This window comes from Hyphomicrobiales bacterium, from assembly GCA_016125495.1.
Taxonomy (GTDB): domain Bacteria; phylum Pseudomonadota; class Alphaproteobacteria; order Rhizobiales; family RI-29; genus RI-29.
This window is the reverse complement of sequence record WGLQ01000010.1, coordinates 1-22,109: the sequence shown is the minus strand read 5'-3', so window position 1 is coordinate 22,109 and position 22,109 is coordinate 1. Positions and strand designations below refer to the sequence as shown.

The following is a 22,109-nucleotide window of genomic DNA, read 5'->3' as shown; positions in this document are numbered from 1 at the left end:
CCCTCTGGTGGCCGGTTCACATGACGAGGCAGCCATGCCGCAATCCACCACTCCGGGTCAGTTCATTCGCGCGATGACGGTTCTTCAGGTTGCCAGCTTGGAAGCGAGCATCGCGTTCTACGGCGAGAAGCTGGGGTTCGTCAGTCACGGCATATGGAGCGAGCGAGCCGATGCGCCCGGCGACTTCGCCATCGTTCAGCGTGGCCCTGTGACGCTCGCCCTCGATCGCTCGCGGGCCGGACCGGTCCCGGTCAACCAATGGTGGGCGGCCTACGTCTATGTGGCCGACGCCGACGCGCTTTATCGCGAGCTTAAGAACGACGGCGTCATAATTCATCGCGAGATCGGTGACATGCCCTATGGCATGCGCGATTTCGACGTGCGCGACCCGGATGGGCACATCATCGCGTTCGGCAGCGACCTCTCTCCCACTCCCCCCGGCCCTGGCCTTGCCCCGGACGGCGGGCGCGACGGACCGCAATGAGTGATATGCACGGACGCGACATGACCAAGGAACGCCTCTATCTCTTCGACACGACCCTGCGCGACGGGGCCCAGACGAGCGGCGTCGACTTCTCCGTCGAGGACAAGCGGCTGATCGCGGAAACCCTCGATGCGCTCGGCGTCGATTACATCGAGGGCGGCTATCCGGGCGCGAACGGCACCGACACCGAGTTCTTCTCCAATCCTCCGGGGCTGACCCGCGCCCGTCTCACCGCCTTCGGCATGACGAAACGGGCGGGGCGTTCAGCGGCCAACGATCCGGGCCTGCAGGCGGTGCTGCAGGCCGAGGCCGATGCCGTCTGCCTCGTCGCCAAGTCCTGGGATTTCCATGTCCGCGTCGCGCTCGGAACGACCAACGAGGAGAACCTCGAGGGCATCCGGCAATCGGTCGCCGCGATCGTTGCGACCGGCCGCGAGGCGATGATCGACTGCGAGCATTTCTTCGACGGCTACAAGGCGAACCCGGACTATGCGCTCGCCTGCGCCCGGACCGCCATCGATGCCGGCGCGCGCTGGGCTGTGCTGTGCGACACCAACGGCGGCACCCTGCCGCACGAGGTCGCCGAGATCGTCGCGGCCGTGACGCGCACGATCCCCGGAGCAAATCTCGGGATCCATACCCACAATGATACCGAGAACGCCGTTGCCAATACGCTCGCCGCCGTCGATGCGGGCGCACGCCAGATCCAGGGGGCGATGAACGGGCTCGGCGAGCGCTGCGGCAATGCCAACCTCATGTCGCTCATCCCGACGCTGCTCCTCAAATCCCATTATGCCGACCGCTTCGAGATCGGCGTGACGCCGGAGCGCTTGACGCGCATCACCCATGCGAGCCGCCTCCTCGATGAAATCCTCAACCGCGCTCCGGCCCGCCAGGCGCCCTACGTCGGCGAGAGTGCGTTCGCGACCAAGGCCGGCATCCACGCCTCCGCGATCATCAAGAACCCGGAGACCTACGAGCACGTCGATCCGGCGCGCGTCGGCAACCGGCGGCGTGTTCTGGTCGGCGATCAGGCGGGAAAATCCAATATCCTCTCCGCGCTCGCCGATATCGGCATCGTGCTCGAAAAGGACGATCCGCGCCTCGAGGGATTGTTCCAGGAGGTCAAGACGCGCGAGGCGATCGGCTATGCCTACGAGGGGGCGGCAGCCTCCTTCGAGCTCTTGGCCAAGCGCATGCTCGGCGATCTGCCGAACTATTTTTCCGTCGAATCCTTCCGCGTCATGGTGGAAAAGCGCCACAACGCCAAGGGCGAATTGATCACCGTCTCGGAAGCCTCGGTCCGGGTGATCCTCGACGAGGACGATGACCCGCTCTGGTCGGTCGCCGAGGGCAACGGCCCGGTCAACGCGCTCGACCAGGCCTTGCGCAAGGATCTCGGGCGCTATCAGGATTACATCCGCGACGTCGAACTGGTCGACTACAAGGTGCGCATCCTGACGGGTGGCACGGAGGCGGTGACGCGGGTGCTCGTCGAGAGCCGCGACAATGCCACGGGCGCGCGCTGGTTCACGGTCGGCGTCTCGCCCAACATCGTCGATGCGAGCTTCGAGGCGCTCGTCGACTCGATCGTCTACAAGCTCGCCCGGGACGGCGCCCCGGCGGCGGGGTGACGCACTGGTGCGCAAATCCAAATGATCATGTCCAAGCGCCTACTAGCGTTCTGCCTGGTATCCTTGTCGGCTGTTCTGCTGCCGGTTCTAGGATGGGCGACACCAATTGTCTTGGAGTGCACATATGTCGACGGAACGACTTCGTTTTCACCTGAGAGCAGGGTCAATCAAGTGATTGTCGACCTATCGAAACCGTCGATCGAGTTACGTGTAGCACAATCCATCGGCACACTCGATCCCACCAGCTTCGTGTTCAACAACCGACCAGGCGACCCGACCAACACTGAGGGCGATGTCCTTGTCGTTCAGAACCGAGAGTCTGCCATCGTTGCGGGTGGACTGCGATTTGGTACTCCGTTTGCCATCAGGATCGATAAGCAACGCCATACAGTTGTTTGGCAGTACATTGATGGTGAAGCGCCGCGATTCAGTCGGTTCCACTGCAAGTCATGATCTGCTGGATTCGTCCCGTGTTGTTCTAAGCTTGGTTTTGGACCAAGCGACTTCCAGGGTCGCCTCTGGCCTGCCTACCCCCCACCGCGCGCGCCGCCGAAGGCGCGGGCGGCGAGAACGAGGCCGATGAGGCCGATCAGCACGTTGAGGCCGTCGAGCGTCAGCTTGAGGACGTCGAGGCTGGCGAGCTCGCCGGTCGGGCTTCCGCCCGGAGCCTGCCCCGCCCCGCCACCGCCACCGGCCCCCCCGCCGCCGCCAGCAATGAGGTCGTTGGTCGCGCTGGCGCCGCCACCCGCTCCGCCGCCACCCGCGCCGCCACCCCCGCTCACCGTGACGCGCTCTCCGGCGCGAGTCTCACCTGGCCCCGGCTCACCGGCGATGAAGCGCGTCACCTGCTCGCCGATCGGTGTCGCAAGCCAACCGGCCGAGAGCGCAATGCAGATGGTCGCAAGTAACAGCCCCCGCCCGCGCCGCTTCATGCTATCGCCCTCCCGTTGTTGCGGCCTCCGGCGCGGCCGACCTCGGGCCCGCTGGCGTTTGCCGTCCTCGTCGGCGCTGGTAGACCGTTCGGCGCCCGAGCGAAAGGTCGGGACCGCGTCCGCCCGACTCGTATGGGGCGCCGGCCGGCCTCGGTCCGGCCCGATCGGAAATGGGAAGGTCACGGCATGGGGCGCGATCGCGCGGAAGGCCAGGTGCGCGCTGCGGACACGGCCGCCGGGGCCGCCCCCTCGGCGTTCGGCCAGGGCGTCGCCATGGCGGTCGCCTGCTATGGCCTCTGGGGCGTCGCGGTCATCTTCTACAAGGGGCTCGCGCACGTTCCGGCCATCGAGGTGATCGCGCATCGCGGCCTCTGGTCGGTCGTCTTCCTCGGTCTCTTCCTCTGGCTGTGGGGGCGCATCGGGGAAGTGCGCGTTGCGCTCGCCGATCCTGCCGCCCGCCGCGCCCTCGCGCTCTCGAGCCTCATCCTCGTCAGCAACTGGCTCGTCTTCGTCTGGGCCATCGCGGTCGGTCGCACGCTCGAGGTCTCGTTCGGCTATTTCATCAACCCGATTTTCTCGGTCCTGATCGGGGCGCTCGTGCTCGGCGAGCGACTGACGCCGATGCAGCGCCTCGCCGTTCTGGTCTCGGTGGGCGCGGTCGCGCTGCAGTCCCACGCGCTCGCCGGCCTGCCGTGGGTCTCGCTCTATCTCGCCGGATCGTTCGCGATCTACGGGCTCATGAAGAAGCGCACCAACGTGCGCCCGACGCCGAGCCTCTTCATCGAGAGCCTCGTGCTGCTCGTGCCCTCGCTCGCCTTCATCGGCTATCTGGAGGCCGAGGGCACGGGGCACTTCCTCGGGGCGGGCGATGCCGGCTGGTCGGCATTCCTGCTGATGCTGACCGGACCGGTGACGGCGATCCCGCTCATTCTCTTCGGGGCAGCGGTGCGGCGCGTGACGTTGATCGTCGTCGGCCTCTTGCAGTACATCGCCCCGACGCTGCACTTCATCATTGCGATATCGATCTTCGGCGAACCGTTGGACGGCACGCGTCTCGCTGCATTCGCGATGATCTGGCTGGCCCTTGCCGGCGTCAGTATCGAGGCGCTGCTGGCCGAGCGGGAGCGACGGCGAGCCGCGCGGTCCGAGCGCGAGGCGACGGCGTAGGGGGCTTGCGGCTCAGACGATGCGCCGGGAATGGGCGCGCCCGAGCGCGCTCATGTATTCGTCCACGGTCAGCGAGCAGCGCAGCCGACCGAGCGGACCACGCAGAGGCGCTCCGAACTGGATCGTGCGGTTTGCAGGCAGGGCATCGACGGCGACCGGCTCTTGCTCCGACGTCAAATCGACCTCGACCAACGCAGTGGTGTGGATCAACGCCGTCGGTTCATGGTCCTTTGGCGGGCTGGCCACCTGCAATGCTTGACCGCCGACGCTCGCGCAGGCCCCATTCTGGAGGCAGTGGCTGCAGTGCTTCGGCGTCGAGGAGGCCATCCGTGAACTCTCTTGTCGCGATCCTGCCGCGAGAATAGTTGGTTCACCTTGCGGATTTGTGAACGGCTCTCAGTAGGCGTCGTTTGCTCCCGTGTTCCCGATCTCGGCGATGCACGCCTTGACGCCCTCGCGCCAGTGGGGAAGCCGGATGGCGAATTGCTCGGCGAGCTTCGAGCAGTCGAGCACGGAGTTCTGGGGGCGGCGTGCCGGCGTCGGGTAGTCCGCCGTCGTGATCCGCTTGAGCCGGGGCATCTTGCCGCCATGCGCCGCGCTTTCGGTGATGAGCGCTTCGGCGAGTTCGAACCAGGTGGCGCTGCCGGCGCCGGCGGCATGGAAGATGCCGGCCGCCGGTTGTCGCCCTTGCTCCTTTGCACCGGCCAGGGCGATGGCGGTGGCGAGCACGGCGTCCGCAAGGTGCGGCGCGTATGTCGGTGAGCCGCGTTGGTCGTCGACGATGCCGATTTCCTCGCGCTCGCGCGCGAGGCGCAGCATGTTGGTTGCGAAATTGCGCCCGAGTGCGCTGTAGACCCAGGCCGTGCGCATGACGAGCGCTCCCGGATGGGCCTCGAGGACCGCTTCCTCGCCGGCGAGCTTGGATTGGCCATAGACGCCCTGCGGCCCCGTCGGATCACTCTCGATGTAGGCGGTCGGCTTCAGCCCGTCGAAGACGTAGTCCGTGGAGATGTGGATGAACGCCGCACCCTTGAGGGCGGCTGCCTCCGCGAGCATGCGCGCCCCGTCGCGATTGAGCGCGAACGCCTGTTCCGGTTCCGACTCGGCCCGGTCGACCGCCGTATAGGCCGCGGCATTGATCACCACGTCGGGCGATAGGTTCGATAGGTTTCGCTGAATGCTCGGCATCTCGCAGAGGTCGAGCGCCGGCCGCCCGACGGCGCATGCGGTCACCTGCGGGTGGGAGATCGCGGATTTGACCAGGCACTGGGCGAGCTGGCCCTGCCAGCCTGCGATCAGCAGACGCATGAGACTACCCTCCTCGAGGTTGCCGGCAAGGGGGCGGACCACCACCCCGCGCGGACCATTGCCCTGTCGTCATCGATAGTGTTCTGCGCTGAACAATTCAAAGCATTAACCTTCGCTTCAACGCGTCGTGCCTATTGTTCAGCGAAGTTGCAACATGGCGAGTGTCGATTTCCGATGTTTGAAGGAACACTGGGTGGAGTGCGCACGAACTCGCTGGTCGGCGAGTACGCGATGCTGCTCGGCGACGCGATCCTGCGCCACCGGGCCCATTGGGCCGAGCAGTCGGCGCGCTTGGAAGCCGAGCACGCCAACCGCATGAAGTCCGAATTCATCGCCAACATGAGCCATGAGCTGCGCACGCCGCTCAACACGATCATCGGCTTCTCCCGCCTGCTCATGGACGCCGAGAAGCGTCCGATGGACGTCAAGCGGGTGGTCGAGTATGCCGGCATGGTCAATACGGCGGCCGAGCACCTCCTGGCCATCATCAACGATATCCTCGACATCTCCAAGATCCAGAGTGGTCGCTTCGTCCTCGACCGGCGCGAGGTCTCGATGGTCGAGACCCTCGATTCCTGTCTGGCGTTCTTCTCGCTCACGGCAAAGGATGCCAACGTCAAGCTCGTGCGCCAGATTGCCCCGGAACTCCCGATGGTTCTCGGCGAGCCGCTCAAACTCAAGCAGATCTTCGTCAATCTGATCTCGAACGCCATCAAGTTCACGCCCGAGGGCGGCGAGGTGCGCGTTGCCGCCACCGTGCTGTCGGACGGGGCGGTGCGCATTTCCATCAGCGACACCGGCATCGGCATGACCGAGGACGAGATCAAGGTGGCGGTGACGCCGTTCGGCCAGGTCGACGGTTCGTTGTCGCGCAAGCACGAGGGCACTGGCCTCGGACTGCCGATTTCCAAGGCTTTCGCTGAGCTGCACGGCGCGACCTTCGAGATCGCCAGCGTCAAGGATCGGGGCACCACGATTTCGGTCACTATGCCGTCGGTCGAAGAAGCCCTGCGGCTTGGCCGCAGGGACATTCAACAGTCGAATTTCAACTCCCGTGCCGCGCACGAGAGCGACACGAGGATTGCGAAATGAGCTACCAGGGCGATCGCAAGATGTTCAGTGGCGGGCCGTTCGTTTCCAGCGAGAGCGCCATCGGGCGCATCGTTTCCGTCACGGGCTCCAAGGCCATCGTGATGCTGGACAACCAGAAACTGATGCTCACGAGCCATCAGAGCCAGCGCCCGGAAATGGGGACGCTGCTGGGGATCGGCACCAAGAACACGGTGGTGCTCGGCCTGGTATCGGCATTGAGCGTCCCGGTTCCGGCCCAGAGGGAGGGTGATCCCGAGATCTGGATCGCCGAACTCAGCCTGGTCGGCGAGTTGCCGACCAACGAGCACGGCGAGCCCGGCAAGTTCACGCGCGGTGTTTCGGCATATCCGGCGCTCGGCGACCTCGTGCGCCTCGCCACCAAAGCCGAGCTGGCCAAGTCGTTCTCCGCCGAGGGCGAGCATTCCATCAAGGTCGGTCACATTCGCCAGGAGTCGTCGATACCGGCGATGGTCAAGACCGATGACCTGCTCGGCAAGCACTTCGCGATCCTGGGCACCACCGGCACCGGCAAGTCGTGCACCACGGCGCTCATCCTGCGCGCGATCCTGGAAAAAAATCCGGCGGCGCACATCGTGCTTCTCGATCCGCACAACGAGTACGCGACATCCTTCTCCGACCTCGCCGAGGTCATCACGCCGCACAACATGCATCTGCCCTACTGGCTCCTCACCTTCGAGGAACTGGTGGAGGTGCTGATCGGCGATCCGAGTGAGCGCAAGCACGAGATCGAGCTTCTTCAGGAACTCATCCCGCTCTGCAAATCGCGTTATGGCCAAGCCTCACGCCAGGCCGAGAACAAGCTCGCAAAGCGCGTCAGCGACCAGGGCCGTTTCACCGTCGACACGCCTGTTCCCTATCGAATCTCGGATCTGACGCGCGCACTCGACGAGCGCATGGGGATGCTGGAGAACAAGAAGGACCTCTCGCCCTATCGCGCGCTCAAGACGCGCATCGAAACAATCTCCAAGGATCAGCGCTACCGCTTCATGTTCGGCAGCCTGACGGTCAACGATTCGATGGTCGAGGTGCTCTCGCGCATCTTCCGCGTGCCGGTCAACGGTAGGCCCATCACCATCCTCGAGCTGACCGGTCTGCCGACGGAGATCGTCAACGTCGTCGTTTCGGTGCTCTGCCGCATGACGTTCGACTTCGCGCTCTGGGGCGAGGGCCGCGTTCCCGTGACATTGGTTTGCGAGGAGGCGCACCGCTACGTGCCGGTCAACTCCGCGCTCGGCTTCGAGCCCGCCAAGCGCTCGATCGCCAAGATCGCCAAGGAGGGACGCAAATACGGCGCCTCTCTCTGCATCGTGACGCAGCGGCCGGCCGAGATCGACCCGACGATCCTCTCCCAGTGCAACACCGTGTTCGCTCTGCGCATGTCGAACGACCGCGACCAGGAGATCGTGCAGGCGGCCATTTCCGACACCGGCTCGGGTCTGCTCGAATTCCTGCCCGCGCTCGGCGCCCGCGAGGCCATCGCCTTCGGCGACGGTGTGACATTGCCCGTACGCATCAAGTTCCACGAACTGCCCAAGCACTTCCTGCCGCGCTCCTCGACCGCCAAATTCTCCGAGAAGTGGCAGGAATCCACGGAGGACGAGAGCATCCTGCAGATGGTCGTCGACCGCTGGCGCGCCTCCGGTCACGTCGTCGACGGCGATCACCAGGTCACGGACGAGTCGGTCGAGGGGATGGAGATGATGTCCGATGCAGGGGCGATCGGCACAACCATCGCCACCCGCCTCGGCTCCGGTGCATCACGACAGGTTGGCCAACCCGAAAGTGGTGCGCCCCGTCGCCTGCTCCAGCAGCCGGCAGGGGAAGGCCCCGGGCAGGGACTGCTGCGCCGCGCACCGGCCGCGGCTGGTGGTCATGCTCCCGCCCAGGCTCCGGCAGCGGCGGGCGGTGGTCAGGCCGAACCAGCTGGCGAGCCCCGCAAGCTCGACCTGCGCGCGCGCCTGTTGCGGCGCACGCCGCAGCCGCAGCGCTGACGAACGGGGCCGGGCCGTCGATCTGGTGCCTCCTTGCCAGACCGGCGATCTCGCCGGCCGCCTCACGTCAGGCGGCCGTCGCGATATCTGAAATGGATCGGCAACTCGGCGAGTCGCGGGAGCGAGCGATCCTTTACAGAGAGCGTCGCCGCCGCCTCGCTGGTGCCCCACGCGATGGCGAGAGCGGGATCGTTCCAGAGCACGCCCCGATCGTGCTCGGGCGAATAGTAGGCGGTCACCTTGTAGTGAACCTCGGTATCGGGTTCGAGTGTGCGCAGCCCGTGTGCGAAGCCGGGCGGCACCCAGACCTGGTTGCCCAACTCCGCCGAGACCTCGATCGAGACGTGCCGCGCGAACGTCGGCGAGCCATGTCGCATGTCGACGACGACATCGAGGAACGCGCCCCTCAGGCAGCGCACCAGCTTGCCCTGGGCAAAGGGCGGAATCTGGAAATGCAGCCCTCGCACCGTGTCGACCGTGCCGGAGAGCGACTGGTTGTCCTGCACGAATTCTGTCGGAAGACCGGCTGCCGCGAACTCGCGCGCGTTGAAAACCTCGGTGAAATAGCCCCGATGATCACCGATCCGCCGCGGCGTTATGATCTTGATGGCCTCGATCTCGGTATCCGTCACAGTGATGGGCATCACCAGTGCACTCCAGGGGTGTGGCCGCCATGCAAAGCACAGTCGATGCCTCGAGAATAGGGTCGAAGGTCGCAGACCCGTGGATGAAGTTCGGTCTGTCACAAGAAGGTCGCACTTGATATATATTGGTCCGATATATATCAAGTGTCGGATCGAGCCGGGAGCGTCCCGTCTCGCCGGAACGCTCGACGAAGGTCTCCACCCATGAACGTCCGCACGCTTTGCCTCGCCATCCTCTACTTCGGGGAAGCAACGGGCTACGAAATCCGCAAGCAAGCCGCCGAAGGCTGCTTCAGCCATTTCATCGAGGCGAGCTACGGCTCGATCTACCCGGCATTGACGCGTCTGACCCAGGAAGGCCTGATCCGCTGCCGCGAGGAGCATGCCTCCGGAAAGCCGACCCGAAAGATTTACGAGCTGACCGAACTGGGCCGTGCCGAGCTCGTCTCGGCACTCCACGAAACGCCGCGCACCGATGTCTTCAAATCGGAGTTCCTCCTGCAGGGCGTCTGCGCCGAACTGATCGATGTGCGCCACCTGGAGCTGATGCTGGCCGAGCGCGAGCGTCACCTCGAGGAGCAGTTGGAGAGCCTGCGGCGCGACGAGGCCTCGGTCGCCGACCGGCCCGGAACGCTCTTTGCAGTCCAGTACGGCATTGCCCTGACCGAGGCGGCATTGGGCCACGTGCGGGCCCGCGGCTCGTTGCTCCTCGAGGCGGCACGGCGCAAGGCCCCGGCGGCGGCATGAACGCTTCGCCCCGGCATCGATCCTGTCGTGGAACATGAACGGAAACCGAGCGATGGCAGAGACCATTGAAGTTGCGCGCGAAGCGGCCGGCGGTTCGTCCGAGCGGCCCCCGGCTCGCTCCCGCCGCTGGCTTTCGAGCCTCTGGGCAGTGCTGTTCCTGCTGGCCATCGGCGGCTGGCTGGCGTCCGGCGAAATCGTCGGCGCCGAGAAGTTCTGGGGCAAGTCGGATGGAGAAGCCGATGGCGGTGTCGTGGTCGCCGGTTCCCCGCAGGTCGCCGGGCCTGCGCTGGAGGCGGACGGCCGTGCTCCTGCTGAGGCACCCGAGGTGCCCATCCGGGTGCGTGTCGCGGAAGTGGTGGCCGAACAGCGCACCGCCGAATTGATCCTGCGCGGACGCACCGAGGTCGAGGCACGCGTGCAGGTCCGCGCCGAGACTGGCGGTGTCGTGCGATCCCTTGAGGTCGCCAAGGGCGACGCGGTGGCCGCGGGCGCGCTGCTTTGCCGCCTCGACGAAGGCAGCCGCCGCGCCGACCTCCTCGAGGCCAAGGCAGCTGTTGCCGAGGCCGAGGCCGCCAACGAGGCGTCCGAGCGCTTGCGCAAGCGTGGCTTCACCCCCGAGATCAAGTCGATGGGTGACCGTCGTCAACTGGATGCCGCCCGCGCCAACCTCGAACGCATCGAACTCGATATCGCCCGCACGCGCATCACGGCTCCGATCGCCGGCGTCGTCGAGGCGCTCGATGCGCGTGAGGGTGATCTCCTCAGCGTCGGTTCGCCATGCGTGACGCTGGTACGCATGGACCCGCTGCTCGTCGTGGCCGGTGTCTCCGAGCGTGATGTTTCTCGCCTCGCGATCGGCCAGTCGATCGAGGCCCGTCTCGTGACTGGCGAGCGGGTGAGCGGGCGCCTGCGCTTCATCGCGCCGAGTGCCGACGTGCGCACGCGGACCTTCCGAGTGGAGGCGGAATTGGCGAACCCCGCCAACAAGCTGCGCGACGGCGTCACGGCCGATCTCGTCTTTCCGCTGGAGAGTCGGCCGGCGCATCGCATTCGCCCCTCCATCCTCTCGCTCGCCGACGACGGCACCATCGGTGTCAAGATCGTCGACGACAGCGATCGCGTTCGTTTCCTGCCGGTCGTGATCCTCGCCGATGGACGCGACGAATTCTGGGTGTCGGGCCTGCCGGCGCGCGCGCGCGTGATCACGGTGGGGCAGGAATACGTGCTGGACGGCCAACTTGTCGAACCAGTGGACACGGCCGAGGCCGAGTCCGACGCCGGTCGTCGCGGTGAGGGTTCGCAGCTGAGCGATACGCAGGTGTCCACGCGACGCCTCGCCGCCGTCGCGCCCGGACTTCCCGAGAGAAAGCGCCGGCCGACGCAGGAGGCCGTTGCCGGCCGCTGACCGCATTCGGGATGTGGTGGGCGCCCGCTGCGGCTCGCCGCCGAGAATTGGAGTGATACCGATGGGCGCGCTGCTCGCGATCCTCAATGCGCCTCGAACCGTGCTCACCATCATGTTCGTGATGGTGCTGGCTGGCGTCGTCACGTACGTCACGATCCCCAAGGAGGCCGATCCCAACATCGACGTGCCGATCTTTTATGTTTCCATTCCCTATCAGGGGATTTCGCCGGAGGATTCCGAGCGCCTCCTCGTCAAGCCGATGGAAACGGCGCTGCGTGGTCTCGATGGACTGAAGCAGATCACCGCCATCGCCAGTCAGGGCCACGCCGGCATCATCGTCGAGTTCGACATCGACATCGACCATGCCGAGGCGAGCGCCGATGTGCGCGAGAAGGTCGACCAGGCCAAGGCCGAGTTGCCGAGCGGTGCCGAGGAGCCGTCCGTCAACGAGATCAATCTCAGCCTCTTTCCGGTGATCGTCGTTGCGCTTTCCGGCGACGTGCCCGAGCGCACGCTGTTCCAGGCCGCGCGCCGGCTCCAGGACAAGATCGAGGCGATCCCGAGTGTGCTGGAGGCGCGCCTTGCAGGCAACCGCGAGGAACTGCTCGAGGTGATCGTCGATCCGGCCCGCCTCGAGAGCTACGCGATCTCGCAGGACGAATTGGTCCGAGCCGTCACCCAGAACAACCAGCTCATCGCCGCAGGCAATATCGACACCGGCCAGGGCCGCTTCAACGTCAAGGTGCCCGGCCTCTTCGAGAACGCTCGCGACGTCGGCGGCATCCCCGTCAAGGTCTCCGATCTCGGTATCGTCACGCTGGCCGACGTCGCCGAGGTCCGCCGCACCTTCAAGGACCCCGTGAGCTACTCGCGTTTCAACGGCAAACCGGCCATCGCCATCGAGGTCGTCAAACGGACCGGCACGAACATCGTGGAGAACAATGCGGCCGTGCGCCAGGTGGTCGCCGAGTTCACGGCCGACTGGCCTAAGACCATCGAGGTCGACCTCGCGCTCGACCAGTCCAAATTCATCTTCGAGGTGCTCGGTTCGCTCGAGGCTGCCATCCTGACGGCGATCGCCCTCGTCATGATCGTCGTCGTCGCCGCCCTTGGGCTACGCTCGGCGCTCCTCGTCGGGTTCGCGATCCCGGCCTCCTTCATGATCGGCTTCCTGATCATTGGCCTCACCGGCATGACCGTGAACATGATGCTCATGTTCGGCATGGTGCTGACCGTTGGCATCCTGGTCGATGGCGCCATCGTCATCGTCGAGTACGCCGACCGTCGCATGGGCGAGGGCGTGCCGCCGCGCGAGGCTTACAACGAGGCGGCGACGCGCATGTTCTGGCCGATCGTCTCCTCGACGGCGACGACCCTCGCGGCGTTCATGCCGCTGCTGCTCTGGCCCGGCGTACCGGGTGAGTTCATGAGCTATCTGCCGATCACCGTGATCATCGTGCTCAGCGCATCGCTGGTCACGGCGATGATATTCCTTCCAGTATTGGGCGGGCTGCTGACCCGCCGCGATCATGCGCTCGAGGCGGTCGCGTCGGCGTCCCGGTCCGCCGAACCGGTGGTGCCCGATGGCCTCTATGTCCGCATGATGCGTCGCCTCATCCGCCACCCGATCCTCGTCCTGCTCGCCACGATAGGTCTCGTCGTCGGCTCGTTCATGGCCTATTCCGCCAAGCCGACCGGCGTGGAGTTCTTCGTCGACACGGAGCCGGAGCAGGCCATCGTTTTCATCTCCGCGCGCGGCAATCTCGCGGCCCGCGAGGAACTCGCACTCGTCTCCGAGGTCGAGCGCGAGGTGCTGGCGGTCGCCGGGATCAAGGCGGTTTTCACGCGCACCGGCGGTGGCACCGGGGGGCCGGAGATGGGCACGGGCGTGTCGGACGCTCCCGCCGACCAGATCGGCATGATCACCATCGAGCTGGCCGACTACAACACGCGCCGGGTCGGCAAGGAGATCCTCGAGGAGATCCGCACGCGCGTCGCCGACATCCCCGGCATCACCGTCGAGGTGCGCAAGCGCGAGGACGGCCCGCCGGTCGGCAAGCCGATACGCCTCGAGGTCGCCGGCAGCGATCGCGCCGTCGTCGAGGCCGTGACGGCCCGCGTGCGCGGCCATCTCGAAACCGGCATGACGGGGCTCCGCGACATCGAGGATTCCCGTCCACTTCCGGGCATCGAATGGGTCGTGACCGTCGATCGCGGCGAGGCCGGACGATATGGCACGGACATCGCCTCGGTCGGCGCCATGATCCAGCTCGTCACCAACGGCATCCTGGTCGGCAAATACCGTCCCGACGACAGCGAGGACGAGGTCGACATCCGCGTGCGCTTGCCCGAGGCGGACCGCACCCTCGATCAGCTCGACCAGTTGCGCATCGTCACCCCCGCCGGGATGGTCCCGATCACCAACTTCGTCACGCGCGAGCCGCGTCCGCGCGTCAACACCATCGAGCGCAAGGACGGCTTCAACATCATGAGCGTCAAGGCGAACGTGGCGGAAGGTATCCTCGGCGACGAGAAAGTGCGCGAGTTGGATGCCTGGCTGAAGTCCGAGCAGTGGCCGGCCGGCATAACCTTCACTTTCCGCGGCGCCGACGAGGAGCAGAAAGAGTCGGGCGCGTTCCTAGGCAAGGCCATGGCCGCCGCCCTCTTCATCATGTTCATCATCCTCGTCACGCAGTTCAACTCCTTCAGCCAGGCCGGCATAACCCTCTCGACGATCGTTCTCTCCGTCGCCGGCGTCCTGCTCGGCATGCTCATCACGCGCCAGCCGTTCTCCATCATCATGACCGGCACCGGCGTGGTCGCGCTCGCCGGCATCGTCGTCAACAACTCCATCGTTCTCATCGACACGTTCAACCATCTGCGCCGTGTGGAGGGTTATGGAACGATCGACGCCGTGCTGCGCTCGTGCGCCGAGCGCTTCCGCCCGGTCTTCCTGACCACCATAACGACGATTTTCGGCCTTCTCCCGATGGCCATGCAGGTCAACGTCGATTTCTTCACCCCGCAGATCGCCCTCGGATCGATCACCTCCATCTGGTGGGTGCAGCTCTCGACGGCCATCATCTCCGGGCTTTTGTTCTCCACACTGATCACGCTCGTCTTGACGCCGACGCTCCTGGCGTGGCCGGCGGTCTATGGTGAATTGTGGTCCGGCTGGCGGGCCTGGTTCGCCAGAATGCGCCAGGCGCGTGCCGAGCGGCTCGCCGCCGGCGCCTCCGCCGCGCGCGACCGCGCTGGCGCGCCGATCGGTGCCCCGAGCCCGGCCGAGTAGTCCACCTCGAGCCGCCGGGATGGACCGTTGTGCAAGGCGTGTTAGACTCGCGCCAGAGCCAACGCGGCTTTGGTTCCGGCGACTACGGCGAGTGGATGGAGGTGCTATGCGCGCGATCGACGACGCGGTGATCGAGACCTTCCGGCGCGACGGTGTCGCCGTCGTGCGCGGTGTGCTGGACGAGGCTTGGCTCACCCGCCTCGCCGACGCCGTCGAGGGAAATCTCGCCGCGCCGGGCCCCTACGGCAAGAACCACGCCGACGATGGCGGTGGGGCCTATTTCGGCGACTACGTGAACTGGCGGCGTTTTCCCGCGTTCCTCGAGGTCGCGAGCAAGGGCCCGCTCGGGGCGCTCGCCGGTGCCTTGATGGGGAGTCGTTGCGCCCAGCTTTTCCACGAGCATGTGCTCGTCAAGGAGCCCGGCAATGGCAGCGCCACGCCTTGGCACCAGGATCTGCCCTACTACTGCGTCGGTGTCGAAGGTTCGGTGAGCCTCTGGGTACCGCTCGACCCGGTCTCACGCGACGTTTGCCCACACTTCCTGGCCGGCAGCCACCGCGATCAGGCAACCTACGTGCCGCGCCGCTTCAAGACGCTCGAGCCGCTCGAGGGCGACACCTCGCGCTATCGCCCGTTCCCGCAGATCGACGAGGAGCGCGATGCCGACCGCTTGCGCAGCTTCGACCTCGCGCCCGGCGATCTCGTCGCCTTCGATTTTCACACCCTGCACAACGCGCCGCCCAACCGCTCGGCCCGGCGGCGGCGTGCGGTGAGCTTCCGGTTCTTCGACGAGCGCGCGCGGTTCGTGACGCGTCCGCACGCCGTTTCGCCACCGTTCCCGGAAATGGGCCTCGAGCTTGCGATGGGCGAGCCGATGCCCGAGGCGTGGTTTCCGGTGGTCTGGAGCGCCGGCTGACCGCCAGGCGCCCCGTTCGCCCGGCCCGTCAGGCCAGCAGACCGCCCATGTCGATCAGCGAACCGACGTCGAGGTCCGACACGTTCTCGAGCAGGACGACGTCGACCCAGCCAGCCTTGTTCCCGAGGTCGACGGAGACCATCGTCCCGCCGTCGGTCGCCGTGAGGCGCACGAGGTCCGAGAGATCGGCCGGCGAGCCGCCAAAGAGGCCCGAGAGATCGAGCGTGTCGCCCTTCTCGAAGTCCGTGATGCGGTCGACGCCGCGTGTTTCGCCTTTCGAATTCGCGACGTCGTCCTTGAAGAAGGCGAACGTATCCTCGCCCTCGCCTCCGGTCAGCACGTCGGCGCCCTTGTACGAGCGGAACCAGTCGTTGCCCGCGCCGCCTTCGAGCACGTTCACCTTGTGATTGCCCGCGATGCTGTCGTCGCCAGCCGAGCCGACCACGTTCTCGACGTTCACCACCTTGTCGTTGCCGAGCCCTTCGGCACGACCGGCCATGAGGTTGACCGAGACGCCGCTCCCGGCGGACATGTCGAGCGTGTCGATGCCGCCGCCACCGTTGTAGGTGTCGTTGCCGAGCCCGGCGATCAAGAGGTCGTTGCCGGCCCCCCCGAGAACCTCGTCGTTGCCCGTCCCACCGGTCAACACATCGTTCCCCGAGCCGCCCTTGAGGCTGTCGTTGCCATCGCCGCCATCGAGCGTGTCGTTGCCCGCGTGGCCCTCGAGGGTGTCGTTACCCTCCCCGCCGAGGAGCGTATCGTCGCCCGAGTGGCCGAGCAGGCGGTCGTTGCCGGCGCCGCCCTCGAGGCGATCGTTGCCCTTGCCCCCTTTCAGGGTGTCGTTGCCCGCGCCGCCGAGCAGCACGTCGTCACCGTCGCCACCCTCGAGTGTGTCGTTGCCATCGCCGCCGTCGAGCTGGTCGTTGCCGCTGTTGCCGGCGAGGCGATCGTCGCCGGTTCCGCCGAACAGCCGGTCGTCGCCGCGTCCGCCGCCGATGTCGTCGTTGCCCCCGTCGCCGTAGAGCGTATCGTTGCCCTCGCCGCCGCGCATGAGGTCGTTGCCACCGCCGCCGAAGACACCGTCGTTGCCGGTGCCGCCGCGGATCGTGTCGTTACCGGCCTCGCCGACCAGAAGATCGTTGCCGGCCCCGCCGATGAGCAGGTCATCGCCATTGCCGCCATAGATCGTGTCGTTCTCGGCGCCGCCGTTGACCGTGTCGTTGCCGCCGTTCGAGTAGATGCGATCACGCCCGGCTGTTCCCCGGATGTTATCGGCGTCCTCGCTGCCGAGAAGACGGCCGTCCTCGGCCACCACCACACCAGTCATTCGACACCCCCCACTCTATTATATGAACGTCACACGTCGCGATGTCCGAACCGAGCCCACGACCATTGCCGCTCCGCGCTGAGCCGGGAAATGCGGCAATCGACCCCACGATGATCGCTGTATATCCGAAACGAGTGAGGATGGCGTATTCGCCCGTATCGCAATTGGAGTATTGCAATAATAAAATTTTCGGCAAAGCGTGACCCTGTCCGGCAGCTTCCGGCACTTTGCGATCAGGGATGCCCGAAATGCGGCCGGGAACGGGAAGGAGCAGGGCCGGGGTCGGCACGGCCCCGTACCGTGCCGACCTGGCTCTGCTCCCTCGCTCCCCATCCGTTTCCGCCAGTTCAAGCTCCCCGGGGCCGCCGTTCAGGCGATCATCATTCCGCCCCCGATCATGTCGTCCGCCGAAAGGGCGAATATTCCATCGAGGTGCGCGATGTCGACCATGCCGTGACCGGCGAGTTCCACCGAGACCATCGTCCCCGTCTCCGTCTCGCGCACCTCGACGAGGCTCGCCAGTGTCTGGCCCTCGCCCACCACGACGAGGCCCGAGAGGTCGAGAACGTCGGCCTCGTCGAAGTCGCGGATGGTGTCGACCCCGAAGTGCGTGCCACCGAGGCTCATGACGTCATCCGCGATCCAGCTATAGGTATCCGAGCCGAGGCCACCCTCGAAAACGTCCGCGCCGCGACCGCCACGGAACCAGTCATTTCCTTCTCCACCCGTGAAGGTGTTCGCCTTGGCGTCGCCGACGAGGATATCATCCCCGTTCCCGGCGATCAGATGCTCGATGCTCTTCAGCGTGTCACTGCCGAGCCCGACCGCGGTGCCGGCCGCCAAATCGACGACGAGCGAAATGCCATCCGTCATCGCCTGGCTGTAGTCGAGGACGTCGAAGCCCGAGCCGCCGTCGTAGCTATCGTTGCCGGTGCTGGCGATCATACGGTCGTCGCCGCTGCCGGCGATGACCGTATCGTTGCCGTCTCCGCCATCGAGGACGTCGTGACCCGAGTCGCCATTGAGCACGTCGTCGCCCAGCCCGCCATGGAGCGTGTCGTTGCCCGACTGACCGCTCAGCTGATCGTTTCCATCTCCACCGAGGAGCGTATCGTCACCCTTGCCGCCGAAGAGCTGGTCGTCCTCCGTGCCGCCGTCGAGGAGGTCATCGCCATCGCCGCCGTAGATCTCGTCGTAGCCTGCGCCGCCATAGATCTCGTCGTTTCCGGTGTCGCCGCGCAGGAGATCATTGCCGCTGTCGCCGCTGAGAAAGTCGTCGTCCTTGCCGCCGAACACCTGGTCGTCGTTGGAGCCGCCGTAGAGTGTATCGTTCCCCGAATGGCCATAGACGATGTCCATGCCGGTGCCCCCGGTGATCAGGTCGTCACCCGCTCCGCCGTAGCCGATGTCGTTGCCGCCGCCGAGGTAGATCGTGTCGTTACCCTCCTCGCCGTCGACGACGTCGTTGCCGAGATCGGCATAGACCGTGTCGTTGCCGCCGCCCGCGAACACGGTGTCGCCGCCACCGGCCGGGTAGATGAGGTCGTCGCCCAGCCAGGCGTAGATCGTGTCGTCGCCATTCGTCCCGTTGATGCGTTCGCCCGCGTCCGTTCCCTCGATCAATGCCACGGTCGTTCTCCCTCTCTGCGATCCCGGCCCAGCCATGTCCTGGCTGTGCTGCAACTCCCCCCACACCCGGATCCCGTTCCGAATGTCTGAGAATTTTAATAGCTGATCGCGTGTATTTTTCCAAATTACTCCGGGTTAACGGATGAACTGATCGATAATCGATTTCGGGAAAATTGCGCAAATTTGCCGGAAACTTTGAGGCAAGCCGCGCCGGTGACCTTGATGCGTGCTTAAGGTCCGTCGCTCCGCTCGGCGGTCGGGCGACGCGTCCACTGGCGATCGCGATATCGTCAGAGCATCTTGGCCGGGTTGAGGATGGCCAGGGGGTCGAGAGCCGCCTTGATCCGGCGCATCACGTCGATCGCCGGACCATGCTCGGCGGCGGCCAGTGCGATCTTGCCGGTGCCGACGCCGTGCTCGCCGGTGCAGGTGCCGTCCATCGCGATGGCCCGTTCCGAAAGGCGGTGAACGAAGCCCTTGCAGCGCGCGATGTCGGCGGGATCGTCCATGTCGACCAGCACGACCGTGTGGAAATTGCCGTCCCCGGCATGGCCGACGATCGGCGCGGTGATGGCGTGCTCCTCGATGTCCGCGACCGTGTGTGTCACGCATTCGGCGAGCCGCGAGATCGGAACGCAGACGTCGGTGGCGATGGCGGCCGCCCCCGGTCGCAGGGCCCGCGCGGCGAAGTAGGCATCGTGCCGCGCCTTCCAGAGCCGGTTGCGCTCCTCGGTGGTGGCAGCCCACTGGAAGTCGCGCACGCCCTCGGCCTCGGCCAGCGCCCTGAACGTCGCGACGGTCTCTCGGGTTCCGGCTTCGGTGCCATGGAACTCGAGAAAGAGCGTTGGGCGCTCGTCGAAGGAGAGGCCGGAGTAGGCGTTGCAGGCGCGGATCTGCACCGGGTCGAGCAACTCGATGCGCGCCACCCCGAGGCCGAGCTGGATTGCCTGGATCACCGCCCGGCAGGCTCCGTCCAGCGTTTCGAAGGGCGCGACCGCCGCGAGGATGGCTTCGGGAATTCCGTAGAGACGGACGGTCAGCTCGGTGAAGATGGCGAGCGTGCCTTCAGAACCGACCATGAGGCGGGTGAGGTCGTAACCAGAGGAGGATTTGCGTGCGTTGCTGGCGGTGCGGATGAGTGTGCCGTCGGCGGTCACTGCCCGCAGGCTGAGGACGTTGTCGCGCATTGTGCCATAGCGCACAGTCGTCGTTCCCGAGGCGCGGGTTGCGGCCATGCCGCCGAGAGTTGCCGTTTCGGCACCTGGATCGACGGGAAAGAAGAGCCCCATGTCGCGCAAGTGCTCGTTGAGCTGTTTGCGCGTGACGCCGGGCTGGACCACGGCATGCAAGTCGTCCGCGCTCACACGAACGATGCGGTTCATGGCACTGAAGTCGAGTGAGATGCCGCCGTGCGGGGCGTTCACCTGGCCTTCCAACGACGTTCCGCCCCCGAAAGCGACGATCGGCACGTGGTGTTTGTGGCAAATGCGAACGACCTCGAGCACCTCGTCCTCGCTTTCGACGAAGACCACCGCTTCAGGCGGCTGCGGCGCGATCCACGTGACGCTGTTGGCGTGTTGCGTGCGGATGGCCTCACCGGTCTGCACGCGCCCGCCCAGCCGCTGGCGCAGAATCTCCACGACGAGGCCCGTCTGGCCATATGCCACTTGGGGCCGTTCCGGCTTCCGTTCGTCGTTCATTCTTCGGCGCTCGCCCGTTGCCACACGCGACTGGCGCGTGTTCGTCCGCATGTGTAAGAAAGGGCTTGCATTGACGGCCCATTAACGAAACGCTTTCGCCGGTTCACCGCAACCCGGCCATGAAACTACCATGGACGATGGCTAGTGTCGCGTTGGAATGGCGTTTGTTGCCTGCCGGTCCGGATGCGCGGGGCATTGCGGAACGGCCATCGGCTCATGGAGAGACGAGTGAGGACAGTAATTCTTGGTTTGCGACGGGGGCTCGGCTTCTTGGCCGTGACGCTCGTCGTCGCGCTGCTTCAGGCGCAGGCTGCGCTGGCTCAGCGGGCCGGCGATTGGGTTGAGCTTGGCCGCCAGCCGGTTGGGATCGGGCTCGACAAGGACGTGATCCAGCTCGACCGGGCCGACGGGCGTTTCGACGGCCTGAAGCTGCGCGTCGAGAACGGTAACGTGCTGCTCCTCGGCATCAACGTGGTGTTCGGCAATGGCGACCGTCAGGACATTCCGGTCACCGGCCTGATGCGTTCGGGCCAGGAGACCACGACCCTCGATCTCGATGGCGGACGCCGCTTCATCGACCGTATCGAACTGCAGTACGGCACGCTCGGCCTCGGCGGTCGGCGGCCGGTGGTGATCGTCATGGGCCGCGTCGGTGCGCGCCCGGCGCGCCCGGCGGATGTCGCCACGGTCGAACCCGGCTGGCAGGACGGCGGCAGCGAGGCGCTCAATCGGCGCGGTGGCGTGGTAACGTTCCAGGTCGGCCGTCGCGCCGGCTGGCTCGAGGCCATCGCGCTGACGGCACAGGGCGTCGACATACCGATCGAGCAGGTCGAGGTGGTCTACGCGAACGACGACAGGGAGCGCCTACGCGCCCCGCGCACGATCCAGCGTCGCCAGTCGACAGGTCCACTGGAGCTGCGCGATGGCAATGGCGGTCGTGTCGATTCGGTCCGCGTCACCTATGGCCGCTTCCAGCCCGGTAACCGCGACGTCGCTTTGCAGCTCTCGCTGCTGCCTGGCGAGCAGCCGGCCCCCGAGCGCTTCACCGACCTCGGCGACGAGTGGGTCTCTCTCGGCCGCCAGCGCGTCGAACAGCGTGGTGACAGTGACGTGATCACCGTCGGCCCACGGGAGGGGCGCTTCGATGCGCTCGTCCTTCGCGTCCGCCGTTCGCCGATCCGTCTGCGCAGCGTGACGGTCGTCTACGGCAATGGCGAGCGCGAGGAGGTGAGCACACCGGTTCGCATCGATGCCGGCGCCGACTCCGAGATCTTCGAATTGGCCGACTACAGCGGTCGCGGGCGCGTCATCAGTGAGATCCGTCTCTCCTACGGCACGCGCGACGGCAATCGTCCCGCCATCGTCGAGGTGTTCGCGCACAAGGCGCCCGAGGAGCGGTTCGCCGACCTCGGCGACGAGTGGCAATCGCTCGGTCGCGAGCGGGTCGAGCAGCGCGGCGACAGCGCCGTGATCTCGGTCGGCCGTGGCGAAGGGCGCTTCGATGCGCTCGTCCTGCGCGTCCGCCGCTCGCCGATCCGTCTGCGCAGCGTGACGGTCGTCTACGGCAATGGTGAGCGCGAGGAGGTGAGTACACCGGTTCGCATCGATGCCGGCGCCGACTCCGAGATCTTCGAGCTGGCCGACACGGATGGTCGTGGGCGTGTCATCCGGGAGATCCGTCTCTCCTACGGCACGCGCGACGGGAATCGTCCCGCCATCGTCGAGGTGTTCGCGCACAAGGCACCCGAGGAGCGCTTCACCGACCTCGGCAATGACTGGGTCTCGCTCGGTCGCCAGCGTGTCGACCAGCGCGGCGATGC

16 protein-coding genes are annotated in these 22,109 nt (G+C 66.1%); 10 read left to right on the top strand and 6 right to left on the bottom strand.

Going from position 1 to position 22,109, the window contains the following annotated elements:
• Positions 1–34 precede the first annotated feature (34 nt).
• Together GC150_09900 and GC150_09895 are read left to right on the top strand one after the other, a co-directional pair.
• Positions 35–484, top strand: a complete 450-nt coding sequence (locus GC150_09900; GenBank protein MBI1385212.1) for a hypothetical protein — start codon at positions 35–37, stop codon at positions 482–484.
• A gap of 20 nt (positions 485–504) precedes the next feature.
• Positions 505–2,118: a citramalate synthase gene (locus GC150_09895; GenBank protein MBI1385211.1), complete on the top strand. Its 1,614-nt coding sequence runs from the start codon at positions 505–507 to the stop codon at positions 2,116–2,118.
• 527 nt (positions 2,119–2,645) lie between these two features.
• On the opposite strand, the gene GC150_09890 is transcribed toward GC150_09895, so the two are convergent.
• On the bottom strand, positions 2,646–3,050 hold the full coding sequence (locus GC150_09890; protein ID MBI1385210.1) for a hypothetical protein: 405 nt from the start codon (positions 3,048–3,050) through the stop codon (positions 2,646–2,648).
• A gap of 132 nt (positions 3,051–3,182) precedes the next feature.
• Here GC150_09890 and rarD point away from each other — a divergent pair, with 132 nt between their 5' ends.
• Positions 3,183–4,217, top strand: coding sequence for an EamA family transporter RarD (rarD, locus tag GC150_09885; protein ID MBI1385209.1), 1,035 nt, complete (start codon positions 3,183–3,185; stop codon positions 4,215–4,217).
• 396 nt (positions 4,218–4,613) lie between these two features.
• Here the strand turns inward: rarD and rfbD are convergent, their stop codons facing one another.
• Positions 4,614–5,525, bottom strand: a complete 912-nt coding sequence (gene rfbD / locus GC150_09880; GenBank protein ID MBI1385208.1) for a dTDP-4-dehydrorhamnose reductase — start codon at positions 5,523–5,525, stop codon at positions 4,614–4,616.
• Between the two features lie 174 nt (positions 5,526–5,699).
• Between rfbD and GC150_09875 the strand changes: the two genes are divergently transcribed.
• A complete protein-coding gene (locus GC150_09875; GenBank protein MBI1385207.1) occupies positions 5,700–6,617 on the top strand; it encodes a sensor histidine kinase in 918 nt (305 codons plus the stop codon).
• Between the two features lie 20 nt (positions 6,618–6,637).
• Positions 6,638–8,629 (top strand): DUF87 domain-containing protein, encoded by a 1,992-nt coding sequence (locus GC150_09870; GenBank protein MBI1385206.1) that lies wholly within the window; start codon positions 6,638–6,640, stop codon positions 8,627–8,629.
• 62 nt (positions 8,630–8,691) lie between these two features.
• On the opposite strand, the gene rfbC is transcribed toward GC150_09870, so the two are convergent.
• Positions 8,692–9,273, bottom strand: a complete 582-nt coding sequence (rfbC, locus tag GC150_09865) for a dTDP-4-dehydrorhamnose 3,5-epimerase (protein MBI1385205.1) — start codon at positions 9,271–9,273, stop codon at positions 8,692–8,694.
• A 204-nt stretch (positions 9,274–9,477) separates the two neighbouring features.
• Here rfbC and GC150_09860 point away from each other — a divergent pair, with 204 nt between their 5' ends.
• The 4 genes from GC150_09860 to GC150_09845 all read left to right on the top strand — a co-directional run bounded on the left by GC150_09860 (position 9,478) and on the right by GC150_09845 (position 15,633).
• Positions 9,478–10,020 (top strand): PadR family transcriptional regulator, encoded by a 543-nt coding sequence (locus GC150_09860; GenBank protein ID MBI1385204.1) that lies wholly within the window; start codon positions 9,478–9,480, stop codon positions 10,018–10,020.
• Between the two features lie 34 nt (positions 10,021–10,054).
• The gene (locus tag GC150_09855; GenBank protein ID MBI1385203.1) at positions 10,055–11,425 is read left to right on the top strand and encodes an efflux RND transporter periplasmic adaptor subunit; all 1,371 of its coding nucleotides are present in this window, start codon (positions 10,055–10,057) and stop codon (positions 11,423–11,425) included.
• A 61-nt stretch (positions 11,426–11,486) separates the two neighbouring features.
• On the top strand, positions 11,487–14,717 hold the full coding sequence (locus GC150_09850; GenBank protein MBI1385202.1) for an AcrB/AcrD/AcrF family protein: 3,231 nt from the start codon (positions 11,487–11,489) through the stop codon (positions 14,715–14,717).
• The gene (locus GC150_09845) at positions 14,581–15,633 is read left to right on the top strand and encodes a phytanoyl-CoA dioxygenase (GenBank protein MBI1385201.1); all 1,053 of its coding nucleotides are present in this window, start codon (positions 14,581–14,583) and stop codon (positions 15,631–15,633) included. Before GC150_09850 ends, GC150_09845 begins: the two co-directional genes overlap by 137 nt.
• 28 nt (positions 15,634–15,661) lie before the next feature.
• Here the strand turns inward: GC150_09845 and GC150_09840 are convergent, their stop codons facing one another.
• The 3 genes from GC150_09840 to GC150_09830 form a co-directional block, all read right to left on the bottom strand.
• Positions 15,662–16,960: a type I secretion C-terminal target domain-containing protein gene (locus GC150_09840; GenBank protein MBI1385200.1), complete on the bottom strand. Its 1,299-nt coding sequence runs from the start codon at positions 16,958–16,960 to the stop codon at positions 15,662–15,664.
• Between the two features lie 369 nt (positions 16,961–17,329).
• Positions 17,330–18,643, bottom strand: a complete 1,314-nt coding sequence (locus tag GC150_09835; protein MBI1385199.1) for a calcium-binding protein — start codon at positions 18,641–18,643, stop codon at positions 17,330–17,332.
• 236 nt (positions 18,644–18,879) lie between these two features.
• The gene (locus GC150_09830) at positions 18,880–20,289 is read right to left on the bottom strand and encodes an FAD-binding protein (protein ID MBI1385198.1); all 1,410 of its coding nucleotides are present in this window, start codon (positions 20,287–20,289) and stop codon (positions 18,880–18,882) included.
• A gap of 228 nt (positions 20,290–20,517) precedes the next feature.
• Between GC150_09830 and GC150_09825 the strand changes: the two genes are divergently transcribed.
• A partial coding sequence (locus GC150_09825; GenBank protein ID MBI1385197.1) for a hypothetical protein occupies positions 20,518–22,109 on the top strand: 1,592 nt, incomplete at its 3' end.